Annotated in this window: 16 protein-coding genes; 9 read left to right on the top strand and 7 right to left on the bottom strand. The window is 35.9% G+C overall.

The genetic code is table 11. The features are described 5' to 3' along the window. Positions 1–5: 5 nt before the first annotated feature. Together narH and MKY70_RS10900 are read right to left on the bottom strand one after the other, a co-directional pair. Complete coding sequence (gene narH, locus MKY70_RS10905; RefSeq protein WP_341024191.1) at positions 6–1481, bottom strand: nitrate reductase subunit beta; 1476 nt, start codon at positions 1479–1481, stop codon at positions 6–8. Beyond that, positions 1471–5154, bottom strand: a complete 3684-nt coding sequence (locus MKY70_RS10900; protein ID WP_341024189.1) for a nitrate reductase subunit alpha — start codon at positions 5152–5154, stop codon at positions 1471–1473. The genes narH and MKY70_RS10900 overlap by 11 nt, the downstream gene beginning before the upstream one ends. A 710-nt stretch (positions 5155–5864) precedes the next feature. Here MKY70_RS10900 and MKY70_RS10895 point away from each other — a divergent pair. Genes MKY70_RS10895 through MKY70_RS10885 form a run of 3 tightly spaced genes read left to right on the top strand, consistent with a single transcriptional unit; the run spans position 5865 to position 10266 of the window. Further along, positions 5865–6827, top strand: a complete 963-nt coding sequence (locus MKY70_RS10895; RefSeq protein ID WP_341074508.1) for an AAA family ATPase — start codon at positions 5865–5867, stop codon at positions 6825–6827. Continuing rightward, on the top strand, positions 6827–8041 hold the full coding sequence (locus MKY70_RS10890) for a DUF58 domain-containing protein (RefSeq protein ID WP_341026376.1): 1215 nt from the start codon (positions 6827–6829) through the stop codon (positions 8039–8041). The genes MKY70_RS10895 and MKY70_RS10890 overlap by 1 nt, the downstream gene beginning before the upstream one ends. Then, positions 8038–10266, top strand: coding sequence for a transglutaminase TgpA family protein (locus tag MKY70_RS10885; protein ID WP_341024187.1), 2229 nt, complete (start codon positions 8038–8040; stop codon positions 10264–10266). Before MKY70_RS10890 ends, MKY70_RS10885 begins: the two co-directional genes overlap by 4 nt. Positions 10267–10362: 96 nt before the next feature. Here the strand turns inward: MKY70_RS10885 and bsaA are convergent, their stop codons facing one another. Further along, positions 10363–10845, bottom strand: a complete 483-nt coding sequence (gene bsaA, locus MKY70_RS10880) for a glutathione peroxidase (RefSeq protein ID WP_341024185.1) — start codon at positions 10843–10845, stop codon at positions 10363–10365. 225 nt (positions 10846–11070) lie between these two features. Between bsaA and MKY70_RS10875 the strand changes: the two genes are divergently transcribed. From MKY70_RS10875 to MKY70_RS10860, 4 genes are all read left to right on the top strand, one after another. Then, positions 11071–11280: a DUF3925 family protein gene (locus MKY70_RS10875; protein WP_002127081.1), complete on the top strand. Its 210-nt coding sequence runs from the start codon at positions 11071–11073 to the stop codon at positions 11278–11280. A gap of 96 nt (positions 11281–11376) precedes the next feature. Further along, a complete protein-coding gene (locus MKY70_RS10870) occupies positions 11377–12348 on the top strand; it encodes an MBL fold metallo-hydrolase (RefSeq protein WP_341024182.1) in 972 nt (323 codons plus the stop codon). Between the two features lie 85 nt (positions 12349–12433). Then, positions 12434–12868 (top strand): hypothetical protein, encoded by a 435-nt coding sequence (locus MKY70_RS10865; protein WP_078181557.1) that lies wholly within the window; start codon positions 12434–12436, stop codon positions 12866–12868. Positions 12869–13178: 310 nt separating this feature from the next. Next, positions 13179–13421 (top strand): hypothetical protein, encoded by a 243-nt coding sequence (locus MKY70_RS10860; RefSeq protein ID WP_131246654.1) that lies wholly within the window; start codon positions 13179–13181, stop codon positions 13419–13421. 54 nt (positions 13422–13475) lie between these two features. Here the strand turns inward: MKY70_RS10860 and MKY70_RS10855 are convergent, their stop codons facing one another. Continuing rightward, positions 13476–14156: a DUF3600 domain-containing protein gene (locus MKY70_RS10855; RefSeq protein ID WP_341024180.1), complete on the bottom strand. Its 681-nt coding sequence runs from the start codon at positions 14154–14156 to the stop codon at positions 13476–13478. Further along, positions 14153–14731: a sigma-70 family RNA polymerase sigma factor gene (locus MKY70_RS10850; RefSeq protein WP_002165914.1), complete on the bottom strand. Its 579-nt coding sequence runs from the start codon at positions 14729–14731 to the stop codon at positions 14153–14155. The genes MKY70_RS10855 and MKY70_RS10850 overlap by 4 nt, the downstream gene beginning before the upstream one ends. A gap of 206 nt (positions 14732–14937) precedes the next feature. Between MKY70_RS10850 and MKY70_RS10845 the strand changes: the two genes are divergently transcribed. Next, positions 14938–15924: a quinone oxidoreductase family protein gene (locus tag MKY70_RS10845; protein ID WP_341074505.1), complete on the top strand. Its 987-nt coding sequence runs from the start codon at positions 14938–14940 to the stop codon at positions 15922–15924. 29 nt (positions 15925–15953) lie between these two features. Further along, a complete protein-coding gene (locus MKY70_RS10840; RefSeq protein ID WP_002135913.1) occupies positions 15954–16592 on the top strand; it encodes a zinc dependent phospholipase C family protein in 639 nt (212 codons plus the stop codon). Positions 16593–16636: 44 nt separating this feature from the next. On the opposite strand, the gene MKY70_RS10835 is transcribed toward MKY70_RS10840, so the two are convergent. Together MKY70_RS10835 and MKY70_RS10830 are read right to left on the bottom strand one after the other, a co-directional pair. Then, positions 16637–17020 (bottom strand): VOC family protein, encoded by a 384-nt coding sequence (locus MKY70_RS10835; RefSeq protein ID WP_341024177.1) that lies wholly within the window; start codon positions 17018–17020, stop codon positions 16637–16639. 70 nt (positions 17021–17090) lie between these two features. Then, the gene (locus MKY70_RS10830; RefSeq protein ID WP_113734591.1) at positions 17091–17885 is read right to left on the bottom strand and encodes a sugar phosphate isomerase/epimerase family protein; all 795 of its coding nucleotides are present in this window, start codon (positions 17883–17885) and stop codon (positions 17091–17093) included. Positions 17886–17906 lie beyond the last annotated feature (21 nt).

The following is a 17906-nucleotide window of genomic DNA, read 5'->3' as shown; positions in this document are numbered from 1 at the left end:
TTTATTTAAGAAATTGTCATACAAGAGCCTGGGCCACCTGTGAAGGATAAACCACAGCTTCCTTGTTCACTATATAAATCAGCAACTTGTTCACGGTGAGATGTCGGGATGACGAAGCGATCTTTATATTTCGCGATAGCAAGAAGACGATACATATCTTCTACATCCTGTTTCGTTAAACCAATTTCTTTTAATACAGCTTCATTTGGTTCTTTATTAATTTGCAATGCTCTCATATGCGTTCGCATGACAGCCATTTTTTTCAATGTAAGACGAATGTGTGATTCATCTCCTGCAGTGAGTAGATTCGCTAAATATTGAATTGGGATACGCATATTATCGATAGCAGGGAAAATCTCTTCTGCTTGCCAGTTACTTCCTTTCCCCTCCACCATATTCATAATTGGGCTAAGAGGCGGGATATACCAAACCATCGGCATTGTACGGTACTCTGGATGAAGAGGAAGAGCAATTTTCCAATCAATAATCATTTTATAAATAGGTGACTCTTGAGCAGCTTTCATCCATTCATCAGGAATCCCTTGTTTTTTCGCTTCAGCTATTACTTCTGGATCATTTGGGTCTAGGAAAACAGTAAGCTGAGATTCATATAAATCTTTTTCATTTTCAACAGAAGCAGCTTCTTTTACTTTGTCAGCGTCATATAGCATTACCCCAATATAGCGAATACGTCCTACACATGTTTCAGAGCAAATTGTTGGCATACCAGCTTCAATACGTGGGAAGCACATTGTGCATTTTTCTGCTTTATTTGTTTGCCAGTTAAAATATACTTTTTTATACGGACAAGACGATACACAAAATCTCCATGCACGACATGCATTTTGATCCACAAGAACAATCCCATCTTCTTCACGTTTATACATCGCACCAGATGGACAAGAAGAAACGCAAGATGGATTCATACAATGTTCGCAAATACGTGGTAAATACATCATAAAGACATTTTCAAAATCCGTTTTAATTCCTTCTTCCATTTTCTTGACGTTCGGATCTTGTAACCCTGTTATATGTCCGCCTGCTAAATCATCTTCCCAGTTTGGACCCCATTCAATTTTGTCGATAAATTCACCCGTAATTGCTGATTTCGGACGAGCAACTGGTTGATGCTTACGCTGCGGGCTATTTGTTAATGTTTCATAATCATAATTCCAAGGTTCAAAGTAATCATCAATTGTTGGCTGATCTGGATTGTGGAAAATATTCATAAGACGCTTCATTTTCGAACCGGATTTCAGCTGAATTTCACCATTTTTCAATTCCCAGCCGCCTTTGTATTTCTCCTGATTTTCCCATTGTTTCGGATAACCAATTCCAGGTTTCGTTTCTACGTTATTGAAGTACATATATTCAGCACCTGGACGATTCGTCCAGGTGTTTTTGCATGTTACGCTACAAGTGTGGCAGCCGATGCATTTATCTAAGTTCATTACCATTCCGACTTGCGCTTTAATCTTCAAGCCAATCTACCTCCTTCAGTTTACGGATTACAACGTTTAAGTCACGCTGGTTCCCAGTCGGACCATAATAGTTAAATCCATAGCTTAATTGGCCATATCCACCAATCATATGTGTTGGTTTAACGTGAATACGAGTTGGACTATTATGTGTTCCCCCGCGGGTGCTTGTTAATTTCGTACCAGGCACGTTAATGTGACGATCTTGCGCATGGTGCATAAATGCCATCCCCCTCGGTATACGGTGTGTTACAACAGCACGTGCTACGACTACGCCGTTACGGTTAAAGCATTCAATCCAATCATTATCAGCAACACCAGCTTCAGTCGCATCATCTTTATTCATCCAAACAGTTGGACCACCTCTAAACAGCGTTAACATTGGCAATGAATCGAAGTACATACTATGAATCGACCACTTATTATGCGGTGTTAAATAGTTTAGTGTAATTTCTTTCCCTTCTACTTCAGGGCGTGATTTACGGAATGGTTTATGTTGCAGTATTGGTTTAAATGTTGCCATCGTTTCGCCAAATTCTTTCATCATGTCGTGATCTAAGTAGAAAGATTGTCGACCAGTTATCGTTCTCCAAGGGATGAGACGTTCAACATTTGTTGTAAATGGTGAGTAACGGCGTCCACCTTTTTCAGAACCCGTAAAGGCCGGAGAAGTAATTACTGTTTTAGGCTGCGCTGTAATTTGTTCAAATGTGAAGCATTCTTCTTCACGTTCTTCTGCTAAGTCACGTAGTTTTAAATCGGTTTGTTTTTCAAGCGCTTCCCATGCTTTTACCGCCATATGACCGTTTGTTGTAGAAGAAAGTGTTAATACCGCCTCAGCAGCATTAATTGCTTCTTTTATGTCTGGGCACCCCTTCGCAATAGAATCCGTTCGAACAACTCCTAATCGACTCTTTAATTGCTCATATTCTTTTTCTGCCGACCAAGAAATCCCTTTCGTACCAATCGGTTGTTTTCCGGTATTTGGTCCAAGCGCTGTCATCTTGTCATAAATCGTTTTATAATCCCTTTCGACAACATGAATTTGCGGCATTGTTTTACCTGGGATCGGTTCACACTCACCTTTGCTCCAGTCTTTAATCTTACCAAGTGGTTGTGCTAATTCTTGCGGTGTATCGTGAAGAAGTGGTGTTGCAACGACTTCTTTCATTGGTTCAAGATCGATTTTCTTCGCTAAATCTGACACAACTTTAGAAAGAGAGGTGAAAATATCCCAGTCAGAACGTGCTTCCCACGGTGAACCGATTGCTGGATTAAATGGATGTACAAATGGATGCATATCCGTACTGCTTAAATCATGCTTTTCATACCAAGTTGAAGCAGGTAAGACGATATCAGAATAAAGCGCCGTTCCAGCCATACGGAAATCTAAATTAATGAGTAAATCTAACTTCCCTTCAGGTGCATCTTCATGCCACTTAATTTCTTCTGGTCTTAATGAGTCACTATCGTCATTCATTAATCCGTTTGTTGTACCTAATAAATGTTTTAAGAAATATTCGTGTCCTTTACCGGAACTTGAAATTAAGTTTGCACGCCATACGAATAAGTTACGCGGGAAGTTGTTTTTATTATCTGGGTCTTCAATCGCAAATTTCAGTTCTTTTTCTTTTAGTTTTTGTGCAACGTATTTTCCGATTTCTTCTTGTGTTGTTGCACCAGCAGCAACAGCTTCTTTATATAATTCAATCCCATTCTTCTCGAATGTTGGATAAGAAGGTAACCAGCCAAGTCGTGCTGCTAATACGTTGTAATCACCGTGATGTTGATAACGAGAGTTGCCCTCAACTGGTGATGCTAAATGTCCAACAGGTGTATCTTCATAACGCCATTGATCTGTTACGAAATAGAAGAAAGATGTACCGTTTTGTAATTTCGGTGGCCCTTGCCAATCTTTCGCCATCGCGATTGTTTGCCATCCTTCTGCTGGTCGTAATTTTTCTTGACCAACATAATGTGCCCAACCGCCGCCGTTTACACCTTGTGCCCCAACGAGAAGAACAAGATTTAAAACTGCGCGATAAATCGTATCAGAGTTAAACCAATGGTTAATACCAGCTCCCATAATAATCATCGAGCGGCCATTCGTATCAACTGCATTTTGCGCGAACTCACGAGCAATTTGAATAATAAGCTCTCGCTTTACTCCGGTCATTTTCTCTTGCCATGCAGGTGTAAACGGTACATCATCATTGAAATCTTTCGGTTCTTGCCCGCCAAGACCTCGGTTCACACCGTAATTTGCTAACGTTAAGTCATATACAGTTGTAACGCACACTTCGCCTTCTTCTGTCATAACTTTTTTCACTGGAATTGTACGTTCTAATATTGTATTTCCATCATCAGAGAAGTACGGAATTTGCACTGTTTCAACACTATCTTCCATTCCAAGTAAAGAAAGACGCGGATTAATCGTTTCACCTGTCTGTTCATCTTCTAAACGCAAGTTCCATTTCTTCTCGTTATCCCAACGTGATCCCATTGTGCCGTGAGGTGTTGCAAAATCATTCGTATTCTCGTTCCAAATTACAGGTTTCCATTCCCCTAACTTCGTTTCGCGTCCAATATCAGAAGCATTTAAGAAACGATCAGCAACGAATTGATCTCCTTTTTCTTTCAATGTGACAAAGAAAGGAAAATCAGTATATTGCTTCGCATACTTTGTGAAGTATTCCACTTGATTATCTACGTAAAATTCTTGTAAGATCACATGCCCCATTGCCATCGCAAGTGCACCATCTGTACCTTGTTTCACACTAATCCAATCATCTGCAAACTTTGTAGACTCGGCAAAGTCAGGACTTACAGAAACGACTTTCGTTCCTTTATATCGAACTTCGGCTAAAAAGTGTGCATCTGGCGTTCTCGTCATCGGTACGTTTGAACCCCATGTCATAATGTAACCAGAGTTATACCAGTCACTACTTTCTGGTACATCAGTTTGATCACCCCAAATTTGCGGAGAAGCTGGTGGTAAATCTGCGTACCAATCATAGAAACTAAGCATTGGTCCACCCATAAGTTGCATAAAGCGGCTACCAGCTGCATGACTTAACATCGACATTGCTGGAATTGGTGAAAAACCAACATTTCGGTCTGGACCGTATTTAATTACTGTGTATAGTAATGAAGCAGAAACGAGTTGTAATACTTCATCCCAATTCGCACGAATGAATCCCCCTTTACCACGCGCCTGCTTATACGTACGTGCTTTTTCAGGGTTTTCCACAATGCTTTTCCAAGCGTCTAGTGGTGACTCGTTATTTTGTAGTTCCTCTTGCCACATACTCCATAGAACACCACGTACATACGGATATTTCACACGAAGCGGACTGTAAATGTACCAAGAAAAACTTGCTCCACGTGGGCATCCTCGTGGTTCAAAATCAGGCATATCAGGACCTGTAGTCGGATAGTTAAGCTCCTGCCCTTCCCAAGTTACAATTCCATCCTTCACATATATATTCCAACTACATGAACCAGTACAGTTCACGCCGTGTGTAGAACGAATTACTTTATCATGCTGCCAACGCTTTCTGTACACATTCTCCCATTCGCGATCTTCATATGTTTCTTGTGTATGATTATCGTTATAACGATCTATTGGTGAAAAATATTTTAAACGTCTCATTAGTGCTGAAGGTTTCTTCTTCATACTGTTCACTCCTTTAATACGTCTCTCTTACATACCCTTACTATAAGAGAGGTTGTAAAATACAGATGTGACATTTCGCACAGTTCAAGAGATTGTCATAAATTCATTTGGAAATCGGTTTAAGGAGAAACATTTATAAGTAAAGATTACTTTGTTTTGTTGTGAAGATTTCGGTCAGCGGTGGGCTTATTAGGAGAATAGTATTTGGAGGATTCACCTTTTTTTGCATAAGAAAAAACGCAGGAGAAATTCCTACGTTTTTATATAAATATATTAAAAAGAGTCTTGATACTACTTCAATAATGCTATAAGGAATTTACTTTTCTGCAACGATACTATTATCAAGACATATTTTATATAAAGTGAAACTTTAATCAGCCCGCAAATAGAGGGATAAAACTACAAATCATTATTTACTGTATTGCCCTTAATTACGGAAACAATTATACTAGATGTTATCTACATGTATAATCTGAATATTCATAAAATTACGAGTAGGATTTCCTTTGGGGACATAGAAATTATAAAGTATATCACCATGATTTTTTAACATTTAAGTTTTTCCTATTTATATAAGTTCTCAATATGAACTTATATAAACCATTCCTACTTACCTCTTAGATTACTATTATACTGCATTAAAATGAAGGAACTCCTTTTCTTTAACATAAAAATGAATTAGAAAAGATAATAAAATTAGGAGGATTACGATGCCCCAGCTTGATTCATTACATCCCATAGTAGAAAAAATAATCACCAATATTGAAAAATTAATGGTCGGAAAACGAAAAGAAACACTCTTAGCTTTGACAGCTCTTTTAGCTGAAGGTCATGTACTATTAGAAGATGTTCCCGGTGTCGGGAAAACAATGCTAGTACGTGCTCTTTCTAAATCCATTGATGCCGATTACAAGCGTATTCAATTCACACCTGATTTACTGCCGTCAGATGTAACAGGTGTTTCTATTTATAATCCAAAAGAACTCCAATTTGAGTTCAAGCCTGGACCGATTATGGGGAATTTTGTACTTGCTGATGAAATTAATCGTACATCTCCAAAGACACAATCTTCCTTACTTGAAAGTATGGAAGAAGGCACTATCACAATAGATGGCATTACAAGATCGTTACCAAAACCTTTCTTTGTAATGGCTACACAAAATCCGGTCGAATATGAGGGAACATATCCTTTACCAGAAGCTCAGCTCGATCGTTTCTTGTTGAAGCTAAGAATGGGATATCCTACACCAGAAGAAGAATTTGAAATTTTAAACCGGATGGAAAAAACAAACCCACTCTCCCATTTACAAGCTATTACAACAATCAAAGAATTACTTTATTTACAACAAAGCGTACGGGAAGTAAGCATGGACAAAGCAATCAAGCATTACATTGTAAAGCTTGTTAGTCAGACTCGTTCTTATAGTTCTATACAGCTAGGTGCAAGTCCACGCGGCTCAATCGCTTTAATGAAAGCTTCACAAGCTTATGCATTCATCCATGGCAGAAATTATGTTATTCCAGACGATGTTAAATTTTTAGCTCCTTACGTTTTAGCTCACAGACTCATTCTAAAAATGGAAGCAAGATTTGAAGGAATAACAGGAGAACAATTTATCGCCAAAATCGTTGCACGAACTACCGTGCCGACTCAAAGGACGAAAAACCTTTGATGAAACGACTACTACGAGCACTATATCACGTTACGAAGTTATTGCTAATACCTTTATGCCTAGTCTTAACATTTGTATACGCTATGCTTCAAGGAGGATTTGTAAGTTGGTTTTTGTTTTACAGTACGATTCCTATTGGCCTTTATTCACTACTACTTCCCTTCTACGCTTTACGAGACGCTGAAGTAAAACGAATAACAAACCAAAATGAATATGCAGCAGGAGAACAATTTTTAAGCACTATTACAATAAAAAGAAGATTTCCTTTTCCCTTACTTTATTTAATTATAGAAGATGAACTGCCATCACAATTTACAAATTGTAGACAAACGAAGGTGAATAAGGTAATACTCTTTCCAGGATTGAAACGAGATATTTCGTTTCAATATGTTATTGACACAATCCCTAGAGGAGAGCACACTTTTTCAAGCGTACGTGTCAAAACTGGTGATCTATTCGGTATGATGGAGAAAGAAGTAACTTTTTCAGTTCCAGATACATTTTTAATCTATCCCCAGTACGTAGATATAACGTATCGACAATTGGAAAATCATTTCGAACAAGGAGCGCTTTCAGCAAATATAAATTTAGCAAAAGACTCTACAATCTCTGTCGGTGTCAGAGACTATAAACCTGGTGACCGCTTTTCATGGATTGATTGGAAAGCAACTGCCCGAACAAACAATATTATGACGAAAGAGTTTGAACAACAGCGCAGCCATAATATCATGATATTCATGGATAGAACTGAGTCCCCTCTATTCGAATCAGTCGTAACATTTTCCGCCTCTATTGTAAGGGCTGTATTGAAGCAAAATTCACCAGCGTCATTCGTGTCTGTCGGAAAAGAACGAACTTTTTTCCCTTTAGACAATGGAGATAGTCAGTTGCATCAAATCTTTTGTCATTTAGCGAAAGTGCAAGCAGACAGTGTATTCCCACTCTCCCGGAGTGTAGAAATGGAATTAAGAAAAATTTATGAGCCCGTAACGATTATACTCGTAACAAGCGATCTTTCTCCCGATATTCAAAAGGCGGCTGACTATGCCGCTATTAAAAATAGAAAATTAATGGTGTTTGTCGTGAAAGAAAAAGCGAATCAACTCTCTCATCGAGAACTAAGTATACTAGAAACGCTACAAAAACGAAAAATATTTGTAAATGTGGTTTATGAAAACCGGTATACAAACGTGTTTTTTGAGGTGAGCAAATGATAACATTACGAACAAAATACAAATGGGATATGAGCAGATTCTTCATGCATGTATGTGCACTTCTACTTTTACTAGAATGGCTAAGACCCCTTATAGGTATTACAAACGTAGGTAGATTAGATATTTTTGTAATATTTATAGGAATTTGCTTCACTCTCTCTTTTTTTCAAACAAGGTGGCAGATTCCAATAAAGATTGTCACGATCTTATTCATCATTCATTTCCTGTATTATAAAAATGCTTTTATAAATCCATCTTGGCTAACAAAATTTTTTGCTGATATTTCTCGAAATTCCTCTCTGTTTTTCCAGGGGGATTTGCTAGATATTTCTCCAGTTTTTCCAACACTTTTATTTTTTTTATCCTTTTGGTTTTTGAGTGCTTTCATCTCTTTTTGGATGATTCATAAAAAACGTGGGTTGTTATTTCTTATATTGACTATTATTTATATCACCATTTTTCATAACTTACATTTATACAATGCAAACTACGCTATTATTCGTACTATTGTCATCGGCTTTTTTATGCTTAGTCTTCTTCAAATAGAACGAATAAAAGAGATTGAACACTTACAAAATTATGCTAGAGTAATCTCAAAATTACTTAGACCTCTTACAATATTTATTGTATTGTCAGCAACCATCGCATACTTCGCTCCAAAATTTGGCCCTCAATGGCCAAACCCAATGAATTTTTTAAAATTCAACACATCTGAAGCAAGTAAAGAACAAGAAGTTTCTAAAATTGGGTATGGTTTATATGACTCGCAATTAGGTGGCCCTTTTAAGGCCGATAATACAATTGTTTTTACAGCACAAACGCAAAACAAACAATATTGGAGAGTAGAAACAAAAGATTTTTATACAGGAAAAGGCTGGGAGGTTTCTGAAAACCCGAAAAAGGTTTCTTTTAAAAATAAAAACGACGTCGTGAGTTGGTACGAACAAAATACAAAAACGGCGACAACCGAAGCAACAATCACCATGCAAAAAAGTTATCCTCACCTTACCTATCCAGCAGGATTAGTATCTGTTGATGCTTCTACTGATGTATCATACAGTGTTGACCCATTTTCAGAAAAAATCTATACGATGCATGGAGACTCTTCTACTACTTTAAATTCGTATAAAGTAACATATGAGATCCCGGAGTTTTCCATAGAAAATTTGAAAGCTGTAAAAACGAATGGAGGTCATGAAACAAGTTCTTATTTCATGACAAAGTACACACAACTTCCCGAATCATTACCGCAGCGAGTAAAAGACTTGGCTGTCAATCTTACAAATGATAAAGACAACCGATATGATAAAGTATTAGCTATTGAAAATTACTTTACAGACAATTCTTTTGTATACGAAACAATGAATGTCTTATACCCTGCCAAAAACCAAGACTATGTAGATCAATTCCTTTTCGATACAAAAAGCGGTTACTGCAATAATTTTTCGACATCTATGATCGTGTTACTTCGTTCTGCCGGGATTCCTGCTCGCTGGGTAAAAGGATTTGCAGAAGGAACTCTGGAGAATACACTTGCTAGTACAGAAGGTGAGAATGTTTATAAAATCGCGAACAATAACGCACACTCTTGGGTCGAAGTATATTTCCCAGGATACGGATGGATTCCATTCGAACCAACAAAAGGATTTACCAATCCCTATAATTTTACAAATAATACTCCTGCTTCTACTTCACAAAATAACGAAATAAATAATTCTAATAACGAGCCAATACACCAACGGAACAATGAAGCAAAGCTCAAAAGTTTAATAGAAAATACAGAAGAAGCCTCTACTAAAAAGATCACAAATTCCAAAAATGATTTTTCTTGGTGGTACGTATTCCTCTCTACGATACCGATTAGTATCATCGGATACATTCTCTTCACCACTAGAATGAAATGGATTACATTTTTTATTATTCTTTTCTATAAATACCGAAAAGATGATGCTGTTTATCAAAAAGCTTACGGTGCACTTTTAAAACAATTTGCGAGAATTGGCATACCACGGGGTGAAAGTCAAACATTCCGAGAATACGCTCTCCACATCGATACACTTTACAATTCGGCCGATATGCAACAACTTACTTTCAGTTATGAGAACGCTATGTATCAAAAGGAACAGGCCGCAGCCGAATGGAAGACATCCGTACACTTATGGGAAGTGCTTATGAAAAAAGCAGCTTCTCTGCCTAAATCAAACGACTACGATAGAGTGATTTAATCTTGATAATGTGAGTTTAAAGAAAACACCTCAAAGAGCTACTTTGTTCTTTGAGGTGTTTTTTAGTAAACATAATAAAAGATAGCTAACTCCTAATTATTCCCCAAGCACCTTCTCAATCTCAACCTCTAAATCCACCGGCTTCGTCTGCGGTGCAAAACGCCCTACTATTTTCCCGTCTTTTCCAATTAGAAACTTAGTAAAGTTCCATTTCACTGCTTTCATACCGAGTAAACCTGGTGCTTGTTCTGTCATGTATGTATAAAGAGGATGAGCCTTATCACCTTTCACATCAATCTTCGCAAACATTGGGAAGTTCACACCGTAGTTCAATTCACAAAAACTAGTAATATCAGCTTCTGTGCCTGGTTCTTGTCCCCCAAATTGATTACAAGGGAAACCGAGTATTTCTAGTCCTTCGTCTTTATATTTATCATATACTTCCTGTAACCCTTTATATTGTGGTGTAAATCCACATTTACTAGCTACATTTACAATAAGAAGTGCTTTTCCTGCGTAATCTTTTAACGATTTTTCTTCTCCTGTTATTGTTTTAGCTGAAAAATCATAAACTGTCATTGTTCCTACCCCTCTCTTCACTATCATTCTATGTTTATACTATACTACATTCGTGAATATACAGCTTTTATTACGTACTCACATACCGGAATGATAGCGCTTTATTTCCGTTCGAAAATTCGACACAATATACTAGACTTTTATGATGGAAAGTTTTACAATTAATTTGTGAACAAAATGTGACAGTTTATATTTCCATTATAATAGAAAAGGATGGTGTTCATTATGAAAACTGCACAACATGAAACGATTTCAAATCGCGAGTTTTATTTCGTACTATATATGATGTTATTGTATGTTATTGGCTGGGTAATCGATGTAAATGGTTTATTTTTAAGCTCCTACTTTAATTTAGCAGGAGAAATTATGCTTCCTATCGTTGGTGGCATTGTTGGACTGTTCGTTATGTCTATCAATAAAGAACAAACGAAATAACTACATTACAAAAGGGCAGAAGACGAGCTTTCGTTTTCTGTCTTTTTCTATTTTTAGCGTATAATAGATACATACCGTATATAAGGAGTGGTAAGTATGAAAAAAGTAGAACAACTATCTTCTCATCTATATCTTATTGATGATTATGACTTACAACATGATGAACGCACAGGTACATACGTTTTATTAGGTGACGATATTACTTTAATTGAAACTTGTGCGGCCCCTTCTCTTCCCTATATTTTAGACGGCTTACAGCAATTACATATTAATTTAAATGATGTAAAAAACATTATCGTTACACATGTTCATTTAGATCACGCAGGCGCAGCAGGGTTAATGATGGAAAAGTGCCCAAATGCTACTCTATTTGTGCATCCGCGCGGGGCTCGTCATATGATTGATCCAACAAAACTAATTCTTGGCGCAAAAGCTGTGTACAAAGAAGATTTTGATAAACTTTTTGATCCAATTCTTCCAATTGAAGAAGAACGTGTTCATATTGTACAAAATGGTGATACATTACAAATTGAAGAAGACCGTACACTCACATTTTATGATACACCGGGACATGCGAAGCACCATATTAGCATTCACGATTCATTAACAAACGGCATTTTTACTGGCGATACAATAGGAATTTATTATAGAGAACTCGCAGACCTTGATGTAGAACTATATCTACCATCAACGTCTCCTTCACAATTCCAGCCAGATGCGATGATTGCCTCTAAAAATCATATTCAAAGTATGAATATAGATACTATTTATTTCGGTCATTACGGCGCATCATCCAATGTTACAGAAGTATATAACCAACTTGAACATTGGTTACCTGTTTTCGTTCATACTGGTAAAGAGGTCTTTGAAAAGTATAATGATTTCGATGAGGCCACTAAAGCATTACAAACTTTATTAATGGATAAAATCTCTTCTCATCTTACAAAGTTAAATGTTCCATCCAATCATTCTGTTTATAACATTTTACATCTTGATTTAGAAATTAGCGCGATGGGAATTATAGATTATTTCACGAAGCAAGAAAAAGCAAACTCCACTATTAAATAACCTTAAAAGAAGAGATATACAACAGTAGTTATTGTATATCTCTTCTTTTTTTGAATATATTTTGAGTAAAGGATGGTGGAATGTAATGCAAAAAGTGATGCTATATCTCTGCTTCACCTTATTTATCGTCTTATTATTATTTGTCGGAGTGAAAATTCAATTTTATTTAGATACAGACGCGCAGGTGAACTTTAACGTTTATCCAAGATTATTCTACTTTACACTCTTCCCTCTTATAGTTGGCATTTTATTACGATTCCTTCAATCCATTAATCGCGAAACGAGTAAACAAAACTGGCGCTTTCAACCGGATAAATTTATCGCGATTACGTTGCCGACGCTATTCATTTCCTTTTCTCCAGCTCTACTCTTTTCACCAGTTGGTGCATACCTACCTTATTTAGCTAATATTATTCTTATAAATACAACTTTTGTTACGATAATAAGTTTAATAGCTGGCTATTCTCTTTTAGATTGTTTTATACAAAAAGACAAAGAGAATAGTAAGGAATATAACTAAGTGATTTCCCACTTTCACTTTATTAAGCAAATCAAGATAATTCTGCCCTGACATGTATGCAAAAGAACCTAATGTTCAATTTTTAAGTTTTGTTGGTTATGATAGTTTATTTATAAGTGTCATACTCCTTGTAAGAGTTGCTATACATGCGGTAAGGAAATTTAAGTAATAACAAAACGAGTATGAAATCGCATAGATTTTATACTCGTTTTTTATTGTTCATATATTTAATTGGTAATAGGAAATTTATGTTAAACTAAAGAAAGTCGCGCACTAAATCAAAATACATTTCAAACAAGGGAGACTTATTATGAAATTAGGGACTTTCTCGTTTCTAACGTTTATCACAAGTATATGTTCTTTCTTTATTTTAAGAGGACCTAATGCAAATTTAACATTAATTATTGTGCTTCTAAGTATTCTTTCATTACTCGGTATTATTTTTGCGATCGCATCAAAGAATTGGCTATTTAAAATAGTTGGTACGACATTAAATGGAGTCATAATAATATTTGTATATTTCTTATTGCTAGCAAAAGGAATAGGTGGTTAATATATTTACGTTTCAATAAGAAAAGCTCACAGCTTAAGCTATGAGCTTTTTTACTTATCTCACCTTTTCATCTACATACTCCATAAACTGTTCTGCTTTAATAAATCTTTCTTTATACGCTTCAGGTACTTCTTCTACTGTTATCCCACCACTCGATTTCGCTTTTACTAATACAGTTTGATATGACATTAACGCTTCCATATATCGTTCATACTCTTCTGAAGTTAATACTTCTTTACTAGATTTATGGCCATTTAATTTATCAAAATACGGCTGAAGTTCCATTTCTACCTTTTTCATTTCCTCTTTTTTAGCTGGTGATAATTGATCATAATCAATATTACCGTTCGAATCCCCGTACTCAAGCTTTGCATTTGTTAATTTCTTTAGTTCTTTTGTAAACTCTTCATATTCCTTCGCACCCATTTCGTCTTTCGCTTGTGATAACTTTGCATTAAAACGCATGTATCCTTCTAATGTTATAGCTCCGGCATGTTTTTTTAAGTTCTCAAAAGATCCGTATATACCCTCCGCCATAATAGATTGGTAAGCAAAACCAGTCGTTGGGATTAAAAATGCGGCTGCAAGCACTCCTGCGATAAGGCGCTTCTTCCTTTTACTTCCCCCGCTCTTCATTTTTATTTGAACAATTACTTTTTCTTTTAACTCCGGCGGGGCAATAATCCCCTTCGCTTCTTCTTGTATAGATTCTCTAACTCTATAATCTAAGCTCATTTCACATTCCCTACCTCTCCTAAAAAGATTTCTTCTACTTGCTCTTTTTGACGTAGTTTCTTTAATGCCGCATGAATTCTAGACTTCACTGTACCGATTGGAATATGTAATATTTGTGCTACTTCTTCTTGAGAGTAATCGTGTAAGTATCTTAAGATAATAACTTGTTTCAATTTATACGGTAACTTATGAATGAGTTCGATTAATTTTTGATTTGATATTTTACTTACAACATCGCTAGAAAAATCAATTTGTACTGGTTTTCTTTGCTCTTCTGCTTTTTTTACAATTCGTAGTCGCATCCACCTCTTTCTTCTATAAGAATGAATTTGTTTAATCGCAAGTCCAATTAGCCAAGGTCTAAATGGCTTCTCGCTATCATATTTACGAAGCGATTCATATAGCTGTATGTATATTTCTTGAACGACATCATCTACATCTGCTTTGTCTTCTATTAAAAAATGTGCTGTCTTATATATTTCTTGAATTGTTTTATCATACAATTCGCTATATGCTTCTTTATTGCCTGATAAAGTTAATTGGATTAAATCTGAATACACTGTTTCACCCTTCATGTACCATCCCTCCTTTGTCCTACACTATATATTGGCAAGTAATTGATATTTCGTTCGATTTTTTCAAAAAGTTTTTTATATACATTAATACAATGATCCAATGACTTCATAAGCTTCACTTATAACCTTGCATAACAATTATATAATTTTCCAATTTCTAATAAAGATTTAAAATAATATATATATTCAAATTTAGGAGGATGTATATGAAAGCTATCGTTGTAACTTCGTTCGGTGGTCCTGAAGTGATGAAATATACAGATGTGGATATGTCGACTATTTCAGACAATCAAGTGTTAATACGCGTTGTTGCTACTAGTGTTAATTTTGCCGATATTAAATCACGTTATGGCAAAAAAGGAAACAAAGCCTTACCTTTTATCCCAGGGATATATGCAGCTGGTATTGTAGAACGCGTAGGTTCTCATGTAAAAAACATTTATCCTGGCCAACGAGTCATTGCTTTTCCTCAAAATGGTTCATACTCTGAATATGTTGTCGCGAACGAAAATCTTACTTTTGTATTACCTGATGAAGTTGATTTCCAAACTGCAGCCGCTTGCCCTATCGTATCTTTTACAAGCTACAATTTACTTGCAAATGTTGCAAGACTTCAACAAGGTGAATCTGTTCTAATTCATGCAGCTGCTGGAGGAATTGGTACTACAGCGATTCAACTTGCAAAACTATTAGGGGCTAAAAAAGTTATCGGTACTGTTGGAAGTGAAGCGAAAAGAAAAATCGCTTTTGATGCAGGAGCCGATTATGTTATTTGTCATCAAGATGAAGATTTTGTAGAGAGGGTAAATCAGCTTACAAACGGAGAAGGCGTTAATATTGTTTTAGATTCTATTTCTGGTACTGTGTCCGAAAGAAGTTTAGAATGCCTTGCTTATTACGGTCGTCTCGTCCAATTCGGCAATGCTAGCGGAGAAGTTGGTATTTTTCAAACGAAAGATTTACACGCAAGTTGCCGTTCTATACTCGGTTTCAGCTTTGGCACTACACGGAAAAAACGTCCTGAATTGCTTCAAGAAACTGCGAATCAAGTTTTCCGTTATTTACGCGATGGAAGTTTACAAATTAAAGCTACGAAATCTTTTCCTCTTCAAGATGCAGGGAAAGCACATGAATGGGTCGAAAGTAGACAAAGTACAGGGAAAGTAATACTCCACGTTCAGACAGCTCCCTAAAATGAATACATGAAATAGAGGTGTTATTCATGGGATCACGAATTATGCATATCATTATCGCGAGCGGTATTGCAGAGAAACTATCTATTCAAGATAAAACTTCTTTCTTACTTGGCGGTGTAGCTCCTGATGCTGTTCATTCAAAAAAAGAAAAAGGAACTTCACATTTTTACGCTGGTACAACGAAGAACTATACGAGAAGAATAGATTATGATTCATTTATTCATAAATACGAAGATCATCTGGATTCCCCTTATATTTTAGGTTATTATACCCACCTCATTGCCGATGATAATTGGCTAAGCGGCTTTTTTCTACCTTGGCTTAAAAACAGAATAGAAAACGACGAAACTATCGCACCTATGTACTATAACGATTTTAAATTATTGAACGCACAATTGTTGCATCATTATGATAAAGAACAGCAGCTCTTCGCCCTACTTAATCAAGAGGCTAACATTGTGAATATAGAGGAGATTTCTAGAAAGAATGTTTTAGCTTTTCGGCAATATATTTTTGAAGATATGCTATATCCTGAGCAACACTTGCACGAAAACTTACAAGTGTTTTCATTTGATCAAATCGTTGGTTATATTGAGACTGCAATTGAAAAAGGAACATTTTTTATAGAACAACTCGTTAATAAAAAATTGACTTCAAATATTTAATCCCCCTCATTATTTACGAGGGGGATTTTCACATAACTATATAATTATTTATTTTTTCCCATTACTGCAAAGTAATTCCCTTCACTATCAGCAAAGTTAAACAATTTACCAGAAGGCATAGTTACCATTTCTCCAACAGTAACATTTTTATTTGTTAGCTCTTTATATAATTGATCAAGATTTTCTGAGAAGAACATTAAGGACGGTGTACCAAGATTTAATTCTGGGCTCATGTTCGAAATAACTTCTTTATTATGTAGTATAATACTCGTTTCTGCACCCTTAGTCGGAGCGATTTCAATCCATCTCATTCCTTGCTTGTTATCTTCCTCTGCAATTACATGAAATCCTACTTTTTCCTTCCAAAAATTTACTGCCTCATCTTGATTATTTACGTATAACATAATTTGTCCAACTTTATGGATCATTTGTTTTCCCCCTAATGGTTTTTATATTCTATGTAGGTTTCTACAAGTGCTATTGTTATTCCTTTTGAGTTTATATGTACCTCTTCACAAAATTTATCGACTGATTCATCCCGTCAAGTTCGTTAAAATAATCATTTCTTTCAATCATGTAATAACCGTCGAATCCGATTTCATCTAATGCCTTGAAGAATATATTGAAATCTACTTCACCGTTTCCTGCTGCGACTTCTATATACTTACTTGAACTATCGCTTTTCAATTCTTTACAGTCTTTAATATGCGTTTGTACTATATAATCTTTTAATAGGAATAAACTTTCTATCGGATTTTCATTTACATCACTTATTAAATTCGCTGGGTCAAAGTTAACTGCTAGTCCTTTTGAGTTTATATTTTCTAAAAATCTTTTTAACACTATTGCTTTTTCAGATCCCGTCTCAATAGCAAAGACTCCCCCTAATTTTAATGATAAATCCCCTATCTCATAACAAGCCCTTTGCATCTTTTCATATCGCTCGCTCTTTTCAACATCTGGAATCTTTCCAATGTGAGCCGTTATTATGTTTGCTCCTAATTCTAATCCCTTATCAGCAACACGTTTCAACTGCTCTATTACACTTTCATCTTCCGCCCCTACAATTCCACTTTCTCCAAAACTAATTGCTAATGATGGGACTTTAATCCCATTAAAAGATAAGCTATCCTTTAAAGTAATCCATTCTAACTTTGAAATATTAGCTAAATTGAAATTCTCATTCATAGCATATAGTTGAATATATTCTAAATCCCATTCTCTCGCCTTTCTTATTCCTTCGTTTACTTCAATATGTTTCGTATTTAAAAACATTCCTAATTTCCTAGCCATACATGTACCTTCTTTTTATTA

Source organism: Bacillus sp. FSL R9-9492 (assembly GCF_038007365.1).
Classification (GTDB): domain Bacteria; phylum Bacillota; class Bacilli; order Bacillales; family Bacillaceae_G; genus Bacillus_A; species Bacillus_A mycoides.
Note: the sequence above shows the minus strand (reverse complement) of the source record. Positions and strands in the feature narration are given on the sequence as shown.

Excerpts from the sequence above, each read along its gene's own strand:
- MKY70_RS10900 (WP_341024189.1), bottom strand. The coding sequence starts at position 5,154 with ATGAAGAAGAAACCTTCAGCACTAATGAGACGTTTAAAATATTTTTCA.
- MKY70_RS10895 (WP_341074508.1), top strand. The coding sequence starts at position 5,865 with ATGCCCCAGCTTGATTCATTACATCCCATAGTAGAAAAAATAATCACC.
- MKY70_RS10890 (WP_341026376.1), top strand. The coding sequence starts at position 6,827 with ATGAAACGACTACTACGAGCACTATATCACGTTACGAAGTTATTGCTA.
- MKY70_RS10885 (WP_341024187.1), top strand. The coding sequence starts at position 8,038 with ATGATAACATTACGAACAAAATACAAATGGGATATGAGCAGATTCTTC.
- bsaA (WP_341024185.1), bottom strand. The coding sequence starts at position 10,845 with ATGACAGTTTATGATTTTTCAGCTAAAACAATAACAGGAGAAGAAAAA.
- MKY70_RS10875 (WP_002127081.1), top strand. The coding sequence starts at position 11,071 with ATGAAAACTGCACAACATGAAACGATTTCAAATCGCGAGTTTTATTTC.
- MKY70_RS10870 (WP_341024182.1), top strand. The coding sequence starts at position 11,377 with ATGAAAAAAGTAGAACAACTATCTTCTCATCTATATCTTATTGATGAT.
- MKY70_RS10865 (WP_078181557.1), top strand. The coding sequence starts at position 12,434 with ATGCAAAAAGTGATGCTATATCTCTGCTTCACCTTATTTATCGTCTTA.
- MKY70_RS10860 (WP_131246654.1), top strand. The coding sequence starts at position 13,179 with ATGAAATTAGGGACTTTCTCGTTTCTAACGTTTATCACAAGTATATGT.
- MKY70_RS10855 (WP_341024180.1), bottom strand. The coding sequence starts at position 14,156 with ATGAGCTTAGATTATAGAGTTAGAGAATCTATACAAGAAGAAGCGAAG.
- MKY70_RS10850 (WP_002165914.1), bottom strand. The coding sequence starts at position 14,731 with ATGAAGGGTGAAACAGTGTATTCAGATTTAATCCAATTAACTTTATCA.
- MKY70_RS10845 (WP_341074505.1), top strand. The coding sequence starts at position 14,938 with ATGAAAGCTATCGTTGTAACTTCGTTCGGTGGTCCTGAAGTGATGAAA.
- MKY70_RS10840 (WP_002135913.1), top strand. The coding sequence starts at position 15,954 with ATGGGATCACGAATTATGCATATCATTATCGCGAGCGGTATTGCAGAG.
- MKY70_RS10835 (WP_341024177.1), bottom strand. The coding sequence starts at position 17,020 with ATGATCCATAAAGTTGGACAAATTATGTTATACGTAAATAATCAAGAT.
- MKY70_RS10830 (WP_113734591.1), bottom strand. The coding sequence starts at position 17,885 with ATGGCTAGGAAATTAGGAATGTTTTTAAATACGAAACATATTGAAGTA.